General features: G+C 56.4%; 14 protein-coding genes. 11 read left to right on the plus strand and 3 right to left on the minus strand.

What is annotated here, in order from left to right; genetic code table 11:
* Positions 1–103: 103 nt before the first annotated feature.
* Entirely contained in the window at positions 104–1003 is a 900-nt protein-coding gene (locus tag ABGT66_RS10510; RefSeq protein WP_346690554.1) for a LysR family transcriptional regulator, read from the minus strand.
* Positions 1004–1509: 506 nt separating this feature from the next.
* On the opposite strand from ABGT66_RS10510, the gene ABGT66_RS10515 reads away from it, so the two are divergent.
* The 6 genes from ABGT66_RS10515 (at position 1510) to ABGT66_RS10540 (ending at position 10511) form a co-directional block, all read left to right on the plus strand.
* Positions 1510–2928, plus strand: a complete 1419-nt coding sequence (locus ABGT66_RS10515; protein ID WP_346690555.1) for an alpha-isopropylmalate synthase regulatory domain-containing protein — start codon at positions 1510–1512, stop codon at positions 2926–2928.
* On the plus strand, positions 2928–5462 hold the full coding sequence (locus tag ABGT66_RS10520; RefSeq protein ID WP_346690556.1) for an AMP-binding protein: 2535 nt from the start codon (positions 2928–2930) through the stop codon (positions 5460–5462). Before ABGT66_RS10515 ends, ABGT66_RS10520 begins: the two co-directional genes overlap by 1 nt.
* Positions 5463–5477: 15 nt before the next feature.
* Positions 5478–5753, plus strand: a complete 276-nt coding sequence (locus ABGT66_RS10525) for a GIY-YIG nuclease family protein (protein WP_346690557.1) — start codon at positions 5478–5480, stop codon at positions 5751–5753.
* A gap of 257 nt (positions 5754–6010) precedes the next feature.
* Positions 6011–9538 carry a pyruvate:ferredoxin (flavodoxin) oxidoreductase gene (gene nifJ / locus ABGT66_RS10530; protein ID WP_346690708.1) on the plus strand — a complete coding sequence of 1176 codons (3528 nt, stop codon included), beginning with the start codon at positions 6011–6013 and terminating at the stop codon, positions 9536–9538.
* A 154-nt stretch (positions 9539–9692) separates the two neighbouring features.
* A complete protein-coding gene (locus ABGT66_RS10535) occupies positions 9693–10154 on the plus strand; it encodes a GNAT family N-acetyltransferase (RefSeq protein WP_346690558.1) in 462 nt (153 codons plus the stop codon).
* Between the two features lie 198 nt (positions 10155–10352).
* Positions 10353–10511 (plus strand): hypothetical protein, encoded by a 159-nt coding sequence (locus ABGT66_RS10540; protein WP_346690559.1) that lies wholly within the window; start codon positions 10353–10355, stop codon positions 10509–10511.
* A 109-nt stretch (positions 10512–10620) separates the two neighbouring features.
* Here ABGT66_RS10540 and ABGT66_RS10545 read toward each other — a convergent pair whose 3' ends face one another.
* Both ABGT66_RS10545 and ABGT66_RS10550 read right to left on the minus strand, forming a co-directional pair.
* Positions 10621–11340, minus strand: coding sequence for an amino acid racemase (locus tag ABGT66_RS10545; protein ID WP_346690560.1), 720 nt, complete (start codon positions 11338–11340; stop codon positions 10621–10623).
* A 219-nt stretch (positions 11341–11559) separates the two neighbouring features.
* The gene (locus ABGT66_RS10550; RefSeq protein ID WP_346690561.1) at positions 11560–12495 is read right to left on the minus strand and encodes a LysR family transcriptional regulator; all 936 of its coding nucleotides are present in this window, start codon (positions 12493–12495) and stop codon (positions 11560–11562) included.
* A gap of 175 nt (positions 12496–12670) precedes the next feature.
* Here ABGT66_RS10550 and ABGT66_RS10555 point away from each other — a divergent pair, with 175 nt between their 5' ends.
* From ABGT66_RS10555 to ABGT66_RS10575, 5 genes are all read left to right on the plus strand, one after another.
* Positions 12671–14065 (plus strand): sodium:solute symporter family protein, encoded by a 1395-nt coding sequence (locus ABGT66_RS10555; RefSeq protein WP_346690562.1) that lies wholly within the window; start codon positions 12671–12673, stop codon positions 14063–14065.
* 198 nt (positions 14066–14263) lie between these two features.
* Positions 14264–15160 carry an L-2-amino-thiazoline-4-carboxylic acid hydrolase gene (locus ABGT66_RS10560; protein ID WP_346690563.1) on the plus strand — a complete coding sequence of 299 codons (897 nt, stop codon included), beginning with the start codon at positions 14264–14266 and terminating at the stop codon, positions 15158–15160.
* The gene (locus ABGT66_RS10565; protein WP_346690564.1) at positions 15157–15831 is read left to right on the plus strand and encodes an L-2-amino-thiazoline-4-carboxylic acid hydrolase; all 675 of its coding nucleotides are present in this window, start codon (positions 15157–15159) and stop codon (positions 15829–15831) included. The genes ABGT66_RS10560 and ABGT66_RS10565 overlap by 4 nt, the downstream gene beginning before the upstream one ends.
* A 26-nt stretch (positions 15832–15857) precedes the next feature.
* Positions 15858–16556: a gamma-glutamyl-gamma-aminobutyrate hydrolase family protein gene (locus ABGT66_RS10570; RefSeq protein ID WP_346690565.1), complete on the plus strand. Its 699-nt coding sequence runs from the start codon at positions 15858–15860 to the stop codon at positions 16554–16556.
* 47 nt (positions 16557–16603) lie between these two features.
* On the plus strand, positions 16604–17386 hold the full coding sequence (locus ABGT66_RS10575; protein WP_346690566.1) for a hypothetical protein: 783 nt from the start codon (positions 16604–16606) through the stop codon (positions 17384–17386).
* Positions 17387–17397: the final 11 nt, after the last annotated feature.

The following is a 17397-nucleotide window of genomic DNA, read 5'->3' on the forward strand; positions in this document are numbered from 1 at the left end:
CTAAGTTATACCTAAAAGTTATCCAACAACGTGAAGTCAGGCGAGTTTGCACAGTTAGGCAGACTCGCCTGACTTTTTACGCGCAGTAAGGCAGTAAGGGAGTTTATATTAGCTTCAGCACATTGTTGTCGTCATAGTCCTTTGCAATCTGAATGAAGTCACGAAAGGCACGTGACAAATATTTCTGTTTTCTGTATGCGAGCACAAATGGCCTCTGCCATGAACACCCATCGCAATGGATTAACGAAAGCTGCCCGGCGAGCAGCTCTTTTTCAACTACACGCGCAGATATAATTGTTATGCCGTGTCCCTTTAATATTCGCTCCTTTACTAATCCTGTGTTGGAGCATTCGCATATGATGTTGAGAGAATACCCTTTGTCGTGTACATATTTTTCAAATGCGGCGCGCGTCCATCTGTCGCTCAGAAGCATGACGAACTTCTCCCTGCACAGCTCTTCCAATGTAACGTTGCTCTTACCCGCCATATAGTGGTCGCTGCGGCATACACACACCTGATAATCCTGTATGATTTTGCACGTTTCTATAAGAGGATTGTGTATTTCGCCGGAAACTATCGCTAAATCTATTTCGTTATTTTCCATCGCAGTTTCTATAGCAGAGGTGTTGCTGATTAATAGCTTGACCTCCATTTGCGGATGATGTTTCTTGAATTCTTCTATAACGGAATCTAATATGCTTACCGCGACTGTCACCGACGCGCCTACGCTGATAGGCGAATTCTCCTCTTGTTCGTGCATTACATCGTTTAAATGTGTGATCGCTTGAATGACATTATACGCTTCTGAATACAAAAGCCGTCCGGACTGCGTCAGATAAAGACGCTGGGGAGATCTGTCAAAGAGGCGCGTGTGGTATTCCTGCTCTAAGCTGGAGATAGCGTGGCTGATCGTAGGCTGAGACAGATACAGCTTCTTGGCAGTATCGCTCATGCTGCCGGATTTTGCGACCTCAATAAAAATTTGAAGATTTCGGATTGTCATAACGGCTCACCACCTAACAATATACTTACAGTCACTTGCCCACATTCCGTATATTTATTTTTGTATTGTATTATAACTTAATCGTTGGTTCGGAGAAATGACATGTATGCCCTCTTGACAATATATCAGTTGTAGTAATAATATTTAAAAATACAGTCTTGATATTTGAGTGTTGAGACTTTTAAAAGTAAATAGCGATAAACGCGATGACGGAGTTACGACCGTCGCAGATAGGGCACAGAGAGCCGGCGCGCAGGTGAAAGCCGGAACCGAAGGGCGGCGGAGCGGTCTCGCTCCCGAGCGGAGTTCCCTAAGGCGGCGCGCGCCGTTTTTAAGGAGCTACGGCCGGCCGCGTCAGAGGCCCTAATGAGCGGCCGCGTTCGCGCGGCAATCAGGGTGGTACCGCGGAGTGAATTTTTCGCCCCTGAGGCATGTATGTGCCTCGGGGGCTTTTTTATAGCCGTCCGGGGCGGGATTCCGGAAGTTGGAGAAGGAGAGATTTCAGGATGGGACAGATCAGGTTTACGGACATTACGCTGCGCGAGGCTTCGCGCTGCGGCGAAGGGGCGCTCTCGTTCAAGGAGATTATCGAGGCCGCGAAGATTCTCGACAGGCTGAACCTCGACGTCATCAGCCTCGCGCCGATTGTAAACGAGAAGATTGATTCGCTGCTCGTGCGCACTGTCGCGGCGGCGGTGAAGCGCAGCGCGCTTTCGATTCCGGTCGGCTTCGAGGAGTCGGGCGTGGAGACGGCGTGGAACGCGGTCGCTGAGGCGGCGCATCCGCGCCTTTACGTCGAAGCGCCGCTCTCGGCGGTGCAGATGGAGTTCGTCTGCAACAAGAAGCCCGAGGGGATTATCAAGATGATTGAGACGCTCGTGGCGAAGAGCCGCGCGCTCTGCGCCGACGTGGAATTCGCCGCGGTGGACGCGACGCGCAGCGAGCCGGAGTTCCTTTACCGCGCGATACGCGCCGCGATAGCGGCGGGCGCGTCGACGGTGACGGTCTGCGATTCGGCGGGCATGATGATGCCCTACGAGTTCAACAGCTTCGTGAAGGAGCTTTACGCGAACGTGCCGGAGCTTGAGAACGTGACGCTCGGCGTCAAATGCTCCGACGAGCTGTCGATGGCGGCGGCCTGCGCCGTTTCGGCGGTGCGCGCCGGGGCCGCGGAGGTGGACGTGACGGTAGGCGGCGGCTGCGCTCCGGCGCTCGAGGCGGCTGCGCAGATAATCCGTCTGCGCGGCGACGACTACGGCTACGCGTGCGGGCTGAAGTACACGGAGCTGCACCGCTCAGTCGCGCAGATGAACTGGATAACGCGCAAGGACCGCAGCCGCACGAGCGCCTTCGACACGGGCATGGCGATTTCCGACGGCTCTGACGTGCGTCTCGACGCGAACGACGACATCGACGCGCTTTCGAAGGCCGTCGTGCGCCTCGGCTACGACCTGAGCGACGAGGACATGGCGAAGGTTTACGAGACCTTCGTGAGCGTCGCACGCAAGAAGTCCGTCGGCACGAAGGAGCTCGAGGCCATAATCGCGACTACGGCCCTTCAGGTGCCGCCGACCTACGAGCTCGAGAGCTACGTCATAAACAGCGGCAACATAATCAGCGCGACGGCGAACATCCACTGCCGCAAGAACGGCGCGGACCTCTTCGGCCTCGCGGTCGGCGACGGCCCCATCGACGCGGCCTTCCTCGCGATTGAGCAGATAACGGGACACCACTACGAACTCGACGACTTCCAGATACAGGCTGTAACTGAGGGGCGCGAGGCTATGGGTTCGACGCTCGTCAAGCTCCGCTCGAACGGCAAGCTCTACGCGGGAAACGGAATTTCGACAGACATCATCGGCTCGAGCATCATGGCATATTTCAACGCGCTGAATAAGATTTCGTACGAGGAGAATCACAGATAATGAAGCTCTCATTTTCCACCTTCGGGTGGCACGACTACACATGGCAGGATTTCTGCGAGGTCGCGAAGGACGGCGGCTTTGCCGGAATAGAGGTACACAACATACACGAGCCTAAGCTCTCGGAAAAGACGAGCATCTTCGACCCCGCGATGGCGAACGCAGCGCACCGCGAGATGACCGAGGCGGGCCTTTCGATACCCTGCATCGACACGTGGCACAACATCGCCGACGCGGCGGCCTTTGAGGAAAACTGCGCGGAAATAAGAGAATACGTCGAGACCGCGAAGGGGCTGCGCATTCCATACGTCCGCCTCGGCGCGAAGGACGCTGGCAAGAGCTACGAAGAAGAGCGCGACGCCGTCAAAGCCGTGCTCGACGCGGTGCTGCCCTGCGCGCAGGAAGCGGGCGTGACGCTGCTCATCGAGACCATCGGCATATTCTCCGACACAGACAGGCTCTGCGAGGTGCTCAACTCCTACGCCTGCGACAATTTGGCGGCGCTCTGGGACTTGCAGCACACCTTCCGCGACGCGGGCGAAGCGCCGGAAAAGACGGTCAAGAACCTCGGCGCATACATCAAGCACGTACATCTGAAGGACTCCGAAATCGCAGACGGCGCCGTAGAATACCGCCTCGTCTGCGAGGGCAGCCTGCCCATCGACGCGATGATGCGCTCACTTTACTCGCTGAACTACGACGGCTTTATATCGCTCGAATGGAATCCCGAGTGGATGCCGGACATCGCAAACCTCGAACTGATTTCGCTGCACTTCGTGAATACGATGAGCCGCTTCGGCAGCCCCGCGCGCATGGTGAAGTCAAAGCGCCTCTACGAGAGCAAGCGCGGCCGCGGCCTCTATCCGTGGCAGAAGGACAAACTCATCGAAAAGACCTTCCCGCAGGTGCTCGACCGCATAGTCGAGGAATTCCCCGACCAGTATGCCTTCAAGTACACGACGCTGAACTACACGCGTACTTATTCCGAGTTCCGCGACGACGTAGACGAGTTCGCGCGCGCGCTGATTTCGCTCGGCGTCAGACCCGGCAGCCACGTCGCGATATGGGCGACGAACCTGCCGCAGTGGTACCTGACCTTCTGGGCGACGACGAAAATCGGCGCGGTGCTCGTCACAGTCAACACCGCCTATAAAATCCACGAGGCCGAATATCTGCTGCGCCAGTCCGACACGCACACGCTCGTGATGATCAAGGGCTACCGCGACTCGCATTACGACGAGATTATGAAGGAGCTCTGCCCAGAGCTGGAGACCGCTACGCCCGGCAAGCCGCTCGCCTGCCGCCGCCTGCCGTTCCTGCGCAACATAATCACCGTGGACTTCCGCATGAAGGGATGCCTCACGTGGGAGGAGGCCGTCGCCCGCGCGCACATGACGCCGCTCGAGGAGGTCCACCGCCTCGCCGCCGCCGTAGACATCCACGACGTCTGCAACATGCAGTACACGAGCGGCACGACCGGCTTCCCGAAGGGCGTCATGCTCACGCACTACAACGTCGTCAACAACGGCAAATGCATCGGCGACCGCATGGACCTCTCGACCGAGGACCGCATGATGATACAGGTGCCGATGTTCCACTGCTTCGGCATGGTGCTCGCGATGACCGCCGCGATGACGCACGGCACGACGCTCTCGCCGCTGCCGTACTTCTCGACGAAGGCCTCGCTCGCCTGCATCAACCAGGAGCACATCACCTGCTTCCACGGCGTGCCGACGATGTTCATCGCGATGATGGAGCACGAGGACTTCGCAAAGACGGACTTCTCCTACATGCGCACCGGAATCATGGCGGGAAGCCCCTGCCCGATAGCGAAGATGCGCGACGTCGTCAACAAGATGAACATGAAGGAAATCGTCATAGTCTACGGACAGACCGAGGCCTCGCCTGGCTGCACGATGAGCGACACGGGCGACTCGCTCGAGGTGCGCGTCGAGACGGTCGGCCACGCGCTGCCGGAAATCGAATGCCGCATCGTAGACCCCGAGACGAACGAGGAAGTGCCCGACAACGTGAACGGCGAGTTCGTCGCGCGCGGCTACAATATAATGAAGGGCTACTACAAGATGCCCGAGGCGACGGCGGCGGCCATCGACAAAGACGGCTGGCTCCACACGGGAGACCTCGCCTGCCGCACGCCGGACGGCAACTATAAGATAACGGGCCGCCTGAAGGACATGATTATCCGCGGCGGAGAGAACATCTACCCGCAGGAGCTCGAGGAGTTCCTCTACACGCACCCGAAGGTCAAGGACGTTCAGGTCATCGGCGTGCCCGACGAGGCGCTCGGCGAGGAGATATGCGCCTGCATCGTCCTGAAGGACGGCGAGACCTCGACCGAGAAGGAGATAAAGGATTACTTCCTCGCGAACATGGCGCGCCACAAATGCCCGAAGTACGTGGACTTCGTCGAGGCCTTCCCGATGAACGCGGCGGGCAAAATCCTCAAGTACAAGATGCGCGAAAACGCCGTCGAGAAATACGGTCTCCAGAAGGCCGCGGCCGTGAAGACGGCGTAAAGGCGGAGCGGTAAGGTGGAGCCGGCCGTCTATATCCTCGCGAGCAAAAGGAACGGGACGCTTTACGTCGACGTCACGTCGAACCTTCCGCAGAGGATAGCCCAGCACAAAGCCGGGATAGTCGACGGCTTCACCAAAAAGTACGGCGTGCATAGGCTGGTCTGGTACGAGTGTCTTCCGACGATGCTTGAAGCGATAGCCGCGGAGAAAAAGCTGAAGAAGTGGCGGCGCGCGTGGAAAATCGCGCTCATCGAGAAGGAAAACCCGTATTGGAACGACTTGGAAGTGTGAAGGGCATGATTTCCAACAAGCCGCATGATAACCGTCATTCCGCGCTTGACGCGGAATCCAGCGTCTTTGGTTCCCATACGTTACGGTATTTAACGCCGCTGGATGCCGGGTCAAGCCCGGCATGACGAGATTCGTGTCCCTCGCTCTTCTCCTTCTCTGTGATACAATCTGATTGAATACGGAATATTTATATACGTTTTATAGAAGTTCTTATCTGAAAGGGGTTCATGGTTTTGAACGAAAGACATCTGGTAACGATGGACGGCAACGAGGCCGCGGCCTACATCGCCTACGCCTTCACCGAAGTCGCGGCGATATATCCGATAACGCCCTCCTCGCCGATGGCCGAAAAGACCGACGCATGGTCGGCCAAGGGGAAGAAGAACATCTTCGGCCAGCCCGTCACTTTGATAGAGATGCAGTCCGAGGCCGGGGCCGCAGCCGCGGTTCACGGCGCGCTCGAGACCGGCGCGCTTGCCTCGTCATTCACGTCGTCGCAGGGGCTCATGCTGATGATCCCCGTGCTTCACAGGCTCTCGGGGCAGAGGCACCCGGGCGTGCTCCACGTCGCCTCGCGCACCGTCGGCACGCACGCCTTCTCGATTTTCGGCGACCACTCCGACGTCATGAACTGCCGCCAGTGCGGCCTCGCGCAGCTCTCGACGGGCAGCGTGCAGGAAATCATGGACATCGGCGGCGTCGCGCACCTCGCGGCGATAAAGGGGCGCATCCCCTTCATGCACTTCTTCGACGGCTTCCGCACCTCGCACGAGATAGACAAGGTCGAGGCGATGCCCTACGAGACGCTCGCCTCGCTGCTCGACCGTGAGGCGCTCGCGCAGTTCCGCGCCGAGGCGCTGAACCCCGAGCACCCGATGATGCGCAGCACCGTGCAGAACCCCGACATCTACTTCCAGGTGCGCGAGGCGAACAACGGCTTCTACGACGCGCTGCCCGGCATAGTCGAGGACTACATGGCGAAGATAAGCGAGATAACGGGCCGCGAGTACCACCTCTTCAACTACTACGGCGCGCCCGACGCGGAGGAAATCGTCATCGCGATGGGCTCCGTCAGCGGCGCGGCCGAAGAAGCCGTCGATTACCTCAACGCGCAGGGACGCAAAACGGGCTACGTGCAGGTACATCTCTTCCGTCCGTTCTCCGTCGAGCACCTCTTCCGCGCGATTCCGAAGAGCGTGCGCAAAATCGCCGTCCTCGACCGCTGCAAGGAGATGGGCTCGAACGGCGGGCCGCTTTATCAGGATATATGCACCGCCTTCTCGGGCAGCTCCACGCGCCCCGTCATCGTCGGCGGGCGTTACGGCCTCTCGTCGAAGGACACCGACCCGACGCAGATAATCGCGGTGTTCGACAACCTCGCGCAGGAGACCCCGAAGAACAACTTCACGATAGGCATCAACGACGACGTGACGCACCTCTCGCTGCCGCTCGGCCCGCGCGTCAACCCCGACGGCGCGCGCCAGCTCTCCTTCAAGTTCTGGGGGCTCGGCGGCGACGGCACAGTCGGCGCGAACAAGAACACGATAGACATCATCAACAGCTACACGAGCAAATACGGCCAGGCCTACTTCGAGTACGACGCGAAGAAATCCTTCGGCGTCACGATATCGCACCTGCGCTTCTCCGACACGCCGATACGCTCGTCGTACCTCGTCAAGCTCGCGGATTTCGTCGCGGCGCACAACCCGACCTATATCCAGCACTACGACATAGTCAGCGAGCTCAAGGAGGGCGGCACACTGCTGCTCAACTGCCCGTGGGAGCCGGACGAGCTTGAATCGAAAATCCCCGCGGACATCCGCCGCAAGCTTGCGCGGAAGCACGCGAAGCTCTACACGATAAACGCGACGAAGATAGCCGAGAAGCACCACCTCGGCAGCCACGTCAACATCCCGCTCCAGTCGGCCTTCTTCCACCTCGTCGACCTTATCCCGATAGAGGACGCGAAGCACTACATGGAAGACGCCGTGCGCAAGACCTTCTTCGCGAAGGGCGACGAAGTCGTCAACAACAACATCGCGGCGATAGAAGACGGCGGCGCGATGCTCGTGCGCATAGACATCCCCGACTCGTGGCTCGAGGCGAAGGACGAGCCGAAGCAGGCGCGCCCCGCGGGAGAGCCAGCAATCGTCGAAAAGCTGCTCGAGCCCATCAACCGCCAGCAGGGCGACGACCTCCCGGTCAGCGCCTTCAAGGGCTACGAGGACGGCACCGTCGAGCTCGGCCTCACGGCCTTCGAGAAACGCGCGATAGCGACCAGCGTCCCAGAGTGGGACCCCGCGCGCTGCATACAGTGCAACAGATGCTCCTACGTCTGCCCGCACGCAGTCATCCGTCCGTACCTGCTCACCGAAGAGGAAAAGGCCGCCGCGCCGCAGGGCTTCCTGACGATGCCCGCGATGGGGAACAAGGGCCTCCACTTCTCGATGCAGGTCAGCCGCGACGACTGCACAGGCTGCGCCAGCTGCGTCTCCGTCTGCCCCGCGAAGGAGAAAGCCATCAAGATGGTCCCGATAGAGCAGTCGAAGTCGTTGCCAGAGCAGTGGGCCTACGGCCTTACGATAAGCGACAAGGAAGGAGCCTTCGACCCGTGGACCGTCAAGGGCAGCCAGTTCCGCCAGCCGCTGCTCGAATTCTCGGCGGCCTGCGCCGGCTGCGGAGAGACGCCATACGCGAAGCTTATGACGCAGCTCTTCGGCGACCGCGTCTACTGGGCCAACGCGACCGGATGCTCGCAGGCCTGGGGCGGCGCGATGCCCGGCATCCCCTACACGAAGAACAAGGCCGGCAAAGGCCCCGCGTGGTCGAACTCGCTCTTTGAGAACAACGCCGAGTTCAGCCTCGGAATGTTCCTCTCCGTCAAACAGCAGCGCGAGGCGGAGAAACTCCGCGCCGAAAAGCTCCTCGGCATGGAAATTCCCGCAGGCCTCGCCGCGGCGCTGAAACACTGGCTCGCGGCCTTCGACGACTTCGACGAGTCGCCCAAGGCGGGCGCGGCGCTCGTCGCGGAACTTTCCGCGGCGCAGCTCTCGGGCGAAGCCGCGGAGACGGCGCGCGAAATGCTCGCGGGCAAGGACCACCTGTCGAAGAAAACCTTCTGGATGTACGGCGGCGACGGCTGGGCCTACGACATCGGCTTCGGCGGCCTCGACCACGTGCTCGCGATGGGCGAAAACGTCAACGCGCTCATCGTAGACACGGAAGTCTACTCCAACACCGGCGGCCAGTCCTCGAAGGCGACGCCGATCGGCGCGGTCGCGCAGTTCTGCATCAGCGGCAAGCGCGTCGCGAAAAAAGACCTCGGCGCGATGCTCATGACCTACGGCAACATCTACGTCGCGCAGGTCGCGATGGGCGCGGACATGAACCAGCTCGTCAAGGCGCTGCGCGAGGCCGAGGAATACGAAGGCCCCTCCGTCGTCATAGCCTACACGCCCTGCCTCTCGCACGGCCTCAAATGCGGCATGGGCGGAGCGCAGGCAGAAATGAAGCGCGCCGTAGACGCGGGCTACTGGATACTCTACCGCTACGACCCGCGCAAAGAAAAGCCGCTGACGATAGACTCCAAGGCCCCGACGATGGCCTACGAGGACTTCCTCGACGGCGAAGTACGCTACTCGGCGCTCAAACGCACCTTCCCCGAAAACGCCGCGAAATACTTCGCGGAGGGAACGCGCGAAGCTGCCGAGCGCTACAGAAAATACAAACACATGGAAGAAAGCCAGGAACCGCAGCACGAACCGGCGAAGGACAGAGAAAGATAAACAAGGCAAGCGCCCCGCAAGGGGCGCTTTTTTACGGCGGAGGCGTGTAGGAATCGAACATGCCCGCACAGTTTTATGAACCGCACGCTTGCGATGCTCTGCCGATAACCTTATAAAAAGCCGTAAATCCGCGGCGGAAAAGGAGAACAGCGAAATGCCCGAAGAATTTACGCTTCACGAAGAAACCGAACGCACCGACGCGCTCGTTGCAGAACTCGCCGAACTCTGGGAAAGCTCCGTGCGCGCGACGCACGACTTCCTCGCCGAGGGCGGCGTCGAATTTTATAAGCCCTACGTCGTCGAGGCGATAAAGAGCCTGCCGCTCGTGATGACCGCGCGCGCGGACGGCAAAGCCGTGGCCTTCATGGGAATCACCGGCGCGCACCTCGACGCGCTCTTCGCCGCGCCGGAATACTTCGGCCGCGGCGCTGGCGCGGCGCTGATGCGCGAAGCCCTAGCGCGCGGCGTCCGCTCCGTCGACGTCAACGAACAAAACCCGCGCGCCCGCCGCTTCTACGAAAAACACGGCTTCCAAACCGTCAGCCGCCGCGAAACCGACGACTGCGGCAAACCCTACCCGATACTGCGGATGGAGCTCGCGGAGGAAAAAGACTGACGACGGCAAACGAGCAGCCCCCGCGCTCTGAACAGCGTCATATGCTATACTCGCAAAAAAACAAAAGAGGAACTTACGAAATGAAGCATGTAATACTTCTGCTGGCGACACGAGATACAACGAAAATCGCGGCATGGCGTAGTTTGAACTGTTTGAAAACTACGCGAGGGCGATAACCGAAGCTAGCGAGCACCGTTCTTGGTCTGCACGAACGACGGAGAAGAGCCCGCAGTTGTCGCATTCTCCGAAAACGGGCGCATAATCGAGGTGCTCTCGCATGAAAGCCTCCCAATACGCGCCGCACAGTGGCATCTGGAGCGCATGACCGGCGCGCACCGCTACGCCCATGAAGGCTAGGACATGGCAACGATTTTTCCGCGACTTCTGCGCTGCGTCAAACGACAGGCAAATGCGGCAGTATTGGGGTGGGTTATGAAGAAAGTATTAAAGCAGTTAAAACATCGGGCTAAACACAGAACGCTATCTCGCGCACACGACCACCAGCCGCTAAAATCGCTTGACGGGCCAAGACAGCGGTTGGGTCTATAAGAGGGGTGCGCGAATTTATATGATAGATGTTAAACGCCAGCGGTAGTTCCGTGCATCCCAATATGACTGCCTGCGCGCCGCGTTTTTCCAGATCTCGCAGCGTATCCGCAAGCGGCGCAGTATTCCACTCAGAGCGCCCAGCCTTTACGCCGCGATAGATAATATCCATCACGGCACTCTGATGCCCAGCTTCCGGAGTCAATAAGTCTATATGTTCCTCCAAAAATTCGTTCTTATATACGCCGGACTCTATCGTGCCGTCGGTCGCCAACAGACCGACTCGACAGAATGAACGGCGGCGCGCCTCTGCGGCTGTTTCTTTTATCATATTAAGAAAAGGCACTTTGACAAAATGGCAAATATCGCGGTAATAATAATGTGCCGTGTTGCACCCCATGATAAGAATATCAGCTCCGCTGCGTTCCAATGATATTGCTGAACGTATCATCTCAGGCAAAGGACTGGGGCCGTTATGCAGAATCGCCTTGGTCCTGTCTGGGATAAGCGTATTGTTATCCACTATGATATGCAGATGACCAGAATCGCTGTCACTGTATGTCATATCGACGATTTTATGAAAGAGATCCACAGTCGCGAGAGCTCCCATGCCGCCCAAAATACCAATAGTTTTACTCACAGCAATCGCCCCTTTGTCTACGCGGCTATTGTAACCGCGCATTATAAGGAGGCCAATTCATGTACGATGTGAGTAGCAGTTAACCGTTATATGGCATTGCTGTGCTGGAAATACACCGTCAAAGCGGCGGACATGGCGCGAACGACGAAAAAAAATCTCCGAAGCCGCAAAATCACGCCGTCAGTTATATCGCGGCGTGATAACAGATATTGATATTTCTTATAAACTCAGCGCCTGTTCCAGTATTGATATAAACTCTCGAGCTATGGTGCTCGGCTGATACAAGTTGTGTTTGATCCATCCAAACTCTGCCATGATATCCGAGCCTTCGAGCATGAGCATACGATTTTCATTGGTCGGCATATTTTCATTTTCAAAATAGCGGTAGACAGACTGCAAATCCGAGCTTAGGAAATATGCGTCGGTGAGGTTCAGCATATCGTAGACTACGGCGCGAGAGGCCGTGACCAGACAGTTGCGGGACATGTTGAGTCCGAGCCTGTCCATAATATCAGAGTACGGGCCGTGCGCCATATAGTCATGCATGACCGCCGGATAATCTTTCAGCTCATCTGCGGAAACGCTGTCATTTTCAAGATAATACAGCGGGCTGTTCCTCCCGACTAAAACACAGAGCTTCTTACGCGCGATTGGATAAAAAGAAATTGATTTCGACTCAAGCTGCTTAGTGTACAGCTGCTTGTAACATGTCCAAAGACGTATGACGCCAATTTCCACAAGGCGATTGGAGACCACGTCGATGGCGTCGTCGCTCGCACAGTCGAATTCTTCCAGACATATCCCGACGCTTTTATATCGTTTGTAGAGCCGGGCTAATATACTGCTGACGAAACGGAAGCCCTGGCTTGTCACCTTTAACGAAAGCTGCTGCCTGTCCATCGATTTGTTACACAGATTATACAGCTGCATCATCTGCGCGTTTATCGGCTTGATATACGAAATGAAAATCTTGCCAAAAGGTGTCAGCGCAACGCCCTTGTTGTTGCGTATAAAAATCGTCTGCCCGATTTCAGATTCTAGCGTTTTTAACGACAAAGACAGCGCCGACTGCGAAAGAAAAAGATTATTGGCGGCTTCGTTTATGGATCTAGTTTTCTCGATTTCCAGCACATGGCGTAACTGATCAAAGGTCACGGCACTCACTCGCATTCTTTCGTCTAAATACTAAACGCCGATATTAAAATCTTATATTAGCGGGGTTTACGTGTCAATTATTATACTATCCTCAGCAAAACGGTTTGTGCGCGCAGCTGTTTTCACTTACGTAAAAGCAAAAACAAAAAACATAACATATCTTAGGAGGGGTACCATGCACATTATAGACTGGATGCTGGTCGTCGTTTATATGATCTTTATGGTCGTAATAGGCGCGTACTTCAAAACGTCCGACAGCATGGAGGATTTCGCCGTAGCCGATAAAAAGCTCGGCCTCTCCGTGCTGACCGCTACGTTCCTGGCGACTGGAGTCGGGGGCGGCGTCCTTACCGGATCGACCGGAAACGGCTTCGCCGCGGGCATTATGGAAATCCCGAAGCTGCTGGTTCTGTTCGGCATCAATATTTTTATGGCGCTGTTCCTGGCGAAGAAGATGCGCAATATAGGCGGCTTCACAGCTCCTGAAATGCTCGGCAGGGTTTACGGGAAAAAATGTCAGGCTCTCGGCGGGCTGTTCTGCGCGATATATCAGATGGGGAGCGGCCCCGCCATGCAGTCGATCGCTCTCGGGATGTGCCTTCACATCCTGCTCGGCGTGGAGATGAGGATGGGCATGATCATCGGTATGGGCATAGTTCTGCTCTACACGCTTTCCAGCGGTATGTGGGGCGTTGCGATGACGGACTACGTCCAGTTTATTTTCCTCACTGTCGGAATTATCGTCGCCGCTGCGATAGCCTACACGGAAGCCGGCGGATGGAGCGGCATCAGTGCAGCCGTACCTGCAAGCCATTTCCAGCTGAATATGTCGGATTCCGTTAAATTCCTATGCGCGACGGCGCTGCCGGTGCTTATCGATGGAAACAGATACGCCAGGTTCTTCGCCGCGAAGGACGCCAACACCGCGCGTCTCAGTAATTTAATCGTCGCTTTCCCGCAGCTGATGATTGCGTTTATGGCCATGGTTATGGGGCTGTCGGCCGTGGTGCTGCTTCCCGCAGAGACCCCGAAGGACATGGTCTTCGCCACGCTGCTCACGACCTATCTTCCGGTAGGCATCAGAGGGCTCGCCATTGTTGCCCTTATGGCCGCGATTATGTCGACGGCAGACTCATATATGCTAACCGGCGCGACTAACGTTTCCGTAGACATTTACAAAACAATCATCAATCCAAAAGCGACGGACAGGCAGATGGTTATAGTAACAAAGGCGTCTATCCTGGCAATCGGGCTTCTGGGACTCGGCTTCGCAATCATACTGCCGGATATCATATCGGTTTGGACTCTGAGCGCGACCGCCTATGTCGGCGGCTGCCTGGTTCCGATGCTGTACGGCCTGTTCTCGAAGAAAAAGAAGTCCAACGCGGCAGCGCTGACTGCGATTATATGCGGCGGCGGCTTCGCGGTAATCTGCGAGCTGATGGGATTTGTATGGTTCAATCTTCCGCCTATCGTTTACGGTATTGCTCTGAGCGCCGTGCTGCTCGCCGTCATAACTCCGCTCGCCAAGGACGGACGCGACATCACTATCGAGCAGGCCAGCGCCTAAGCCGTAAGAAAGGAGCGCAACATGGATATTCTAGTATACGGATGTCTCGTGATTTTAAGCGGGTTTGTTCTCTGGATGATGTATAGATTCTGGTGTGAGTGGCCCAATTACTCAAGAAAGAAGAAAAAGTAACCTTCGCTGATCTGGGCGCTTCGCGGCGCCCAGATCAAACAATATAATCGAAAGGACTTCGCATCCATGATAAAACGACTTGAGGATATAAAGCTGGAGTGTCTGCAAGACAGCTGGGTGATTCTTTATACGTTTGTCGCAAAAGAATTGACTCTGCGTAAGGGAGACGAAGGGGAGAGAATCCTTCGCGAGGCGGTGCGCCGGTACGGGAGAGACAGAGGGCTCACAAATCAAAAACGCCTGATGGACAACAACATCAAAATCAATCTCCTGACGCTCTTCAACGAAGGGCGCGACCGTCCGGGCGAGCCGCGTTTTACCTCCAAGGTCATACGCAATACGAGAGAAGAGCGCATCAGCGATACTTTGATCTGTTCGTTCGCGGATGTCTGGAAGCGCTATGACGCGAAATATCTGGGGCGCATCTATTGTGAAGAGTTTCATTTGGCCTGTTACGAGGCTTTTTCGTTCGGCAAGGCGAAGATCAATCTCAGCAGAAGCCTGACGCAGGACGGGGATGACCGCTGCTGTTTCTACCATACATACAGGCCGGAAAATCTTACGGACGAAGAGCGCCGTCTCAGCTTTGAGGAGTTCGACCCTGGATATAAAAAACCGGAAACGCCGATGCCCAAGCCGCAGGGGAAAAGCGGCTTCAATATGCTTTGGATTAAGATATATTTCTATCTTCTCGAATGCGCGGCAGAAACGCTGGGAGACAACGGCCGCGCGCTTGTCGGAGAGGGGCTGCGGAACGCGGCGCGCGAGCAGGCCGCAGAGTTCATCCGGCGCGCGGAGGCCACGGAGCAGAAAATCGACGCGGCGTTTTTAGAAGGGCATCTGCCCATATCTATAGACACAGACAGCGAGCCGCTCTGGAAGGAATACGATAAATACGGAGCTAAAAAACTGCTCCAAGACTGCTTCATAGAAGTTCTGCTGAAAGGGGTTGGCATGAAATGAGCACGTGTGACTGCGGACGCGCCGAATCGAATAAGTTCGCCCGACTTTTTATAGATATAGCCTTGGCGCTGGTTAAGGAAAGCGAGTTTGAGGGGAAAATAGCCTTAAGACAGGCTATAAGGATGTACGGCGGCACGATAGGACGGATGCGCAAGGAATTTATGATCAACGCCGGGCAGAAAACAAACTTGAAGCATGCTTTCGACGACGGGTGGGGCATACCATGCACCAGAGACGGTGCCGTGCGCGAATGGATTGAAAAGAGTGAAGAGCAGCTTTTCGTCAACATACTCGAGTGTCCGTTCGCCAGAGTGTGGAACGAGGAAGACGCGGAGCTCGGACACGCCTTCTGCGAAGAATTTTACCCGGCCTATATCAAAGCCGCGTCGAATGAAAAGGCCCAGATCAATCTGGGAAAAACCCTGACCAACGAGGGAGACGAATTCTGCCGCATATCATGCTACCTCCGCAGAACAAATATGAGCCAGGACGAGAACGCCGTATGCTTCCCCGACTGCGACCCTGCGTTCATCGAAAAGGAGTGGGAGGATTCGCCTATGGACGACGCCGCGCGCTGCGCCGTGCTTAAAGAATGTTTCAGACATATTCTGGAAAGCGCCGGGCTTCGCGGAACGGCATACAATATAGCGTCGGACTCTGAAACGCGATGAGCGCCCCCAAAAAACCGCTGCTCCTTATGACTGCAGCGAGCGACACCGCCCCGAATACGCTGACGCGCATAGCAACATATAAGAACTACGCCGACGCCTTCATATGCGCTGGGTGTACGGTCGTATGCGCAAGCGGCGGAGAAAACGGCGCGGCGGAACAGCTCGCAGAGATAGCCGACGGTCTATTTCTAACCGGCGGCGTTGATGTCAGCCCGAAGCTGTACGGCGAAGAAAAAATCTCCCAGTGCGGGCAGAGCGACGAATGGCGCGATAGGACCGAGGCCGCCTGCTTCAAAGCCTTCATGGAAGCGGGAAAGCCGGTGTTCGGCATTTGCCGCGGAATGCAGATGATTAACGTTTTGATGGGCGGCACGCTTTATCAGGATATTACCGAAAAATTGCACGTCAGCCATCCGTACGACAGCATTCATGAAATCGACGCGGTGAAAAACTCTGTTATATCCAGGCTGTTCGGAGAAAAATTTATAGTGAACAGCTTTCACCATCAGGCTGTGAAATCGCTCGCGCCTGGGCTTGTGCCCTTAGCCTATTCGGCGGACGGGAGAATAATAGAAGGTTTCTGCCATAAAGAGCTTCCAATCCTGGCCGTTCAATGGCACCCGGAAAGAATGACGGGAGTGGGAAAGCTCACGCAGGCCGGCCCGGACATGGCCCCGCTGTTTCAGTATTTTACGGAGACGATATTACGAAAGGACATAAGATGAATAGAATACAAGACCTAGAAGCGCAGAATTTATGCGATTGCCGGAGCTTGTTTTATCTGTTTATGGCGAAAAGCGCGCTTGCGGACGGAAGCATAAAAAGCGAGGAAAAACTGAGAAGAACCGTGCGCCGGTACGGCGAGCTCATGGGAACCGCCGAGCTTGAGGCGCATCAGAAAAGAGGCTTCAAGCCGAACCTGCTGAATTTCTACACAAAATCACGTTACCACTGCGAAGACCCCAGGCTGGTCTGCGAATGCCAGCGGCTTAACGAGCAGACCGCGCTGTTCAACGTTGTTCGCTGCCCGTTCGCGCACTGCGCGGCGCTGTATAATATGCAGAAAGAAGCGAAAATCTTCTGCGAGGAATACACAGCCGCCTGCATTGAGGCCTACACGGGCAAAGTCGCTCAGGTGAACGTCTCCGAAGTGCTTACTGAGCCGCGCAACACGCACTGCCGGATAGCTTCATATTACAGGCCCGGCAACATCCCAGGCGACTGTTGGCGCAAATATTTTGACAGTTTTATGGAAACCTGCCAGCCGGACGACGCCGAATCTGAAAATCCCGACGCCCATGAAGCGCTCGCATATTCGTCGCGGATGATGCTTACGGCGTTCGTCTCAGGCAGCGTCGATGAAAAAACTGCGGCGTCCGGCATCAGGACTGCGGGAGAGGCGATAGCCTCCTTCTTAAAGAACAGGGCGACATGTATGGAACAGAAAGTCGACGGCGACTTCCTGTCTCGGAATTGCCCATTCGACTTTGAAACAATGCGCGAAGACGCACAATTAGCACCTTTCGCCGCTGCGTTTGACGCCGCTATGCGCTAAAGGAGATGACG

It is taken from the genome of uncultured Cloacibacillus sp., from assembly GCF_963926575.1.
GTDB lineage: Bacteria > Synergistota > Synergistia > Synergistales > Synergistaceae > Caccocola > Caccocola faecigallinarum.

Coding starts and splice junctions, on each gene's coding strand:
- ABGT66_RS10510 (WP_346690554.1), bottom strand. CDS start 1,003: ATGACAATCCGAAATCTTCAAATTTTTATTGAGGTCGCAAAATCCGGC.
- ABGT66_RS10515 (WP_346690555.1), top strand. CDS start 1,510: ATGGGACAGATCAGGTTTACGGACATTACGCTGCGCGAGGCTTCGCGC.
- ABGT66_RS10520 (WP_346690556.1), top strand. CDS start 2,928: ATGAAGCTCTCATTTTCCACCTTCGGGTGGCACGACTACACATGGCAG.
- nifJ (WP_346690708.1), top strand. CDS start 6,011: ATGGACGGCAACGAGGCCGCGGCCTACATCGCCTACGCCTTCACCGAA.
- ABGT66_RS10535 (WP_346690558.1), top strand. CDS start 9,693: ATGCCCGAAGAATTTACGCTTCACGAAGAAACCGAACGCACCGACGCG.
- ABGT66_RS10555 (WP_346690562.1), top strand. CDS start 12,671: ATGCACATTATAGACTGGATGCTGGTCGTCGTTTATATGATCTTTATG.
- ABGT66_RS10560 (WP_346690563.1), top strand. CDS start 14,264: ATGATAAAACGACTTGAGGATATAAAGCTGGAGTGTCTGCAAGACAGC.
- ABGT66_RS10565 (WP_346690564.1), top strand. CDS start 15,157: ATGAGCACGTGTGACTGCGGACGCGCCGAATCGAATAAGTTCGCCCGA.
- ABGT66_RS10570 (WP_346690565.1), top strand. CDS start 15,858: ATGACTGCAGCGAGCGACACCGCCCCGAATACGCTGACGCGCATAGCA.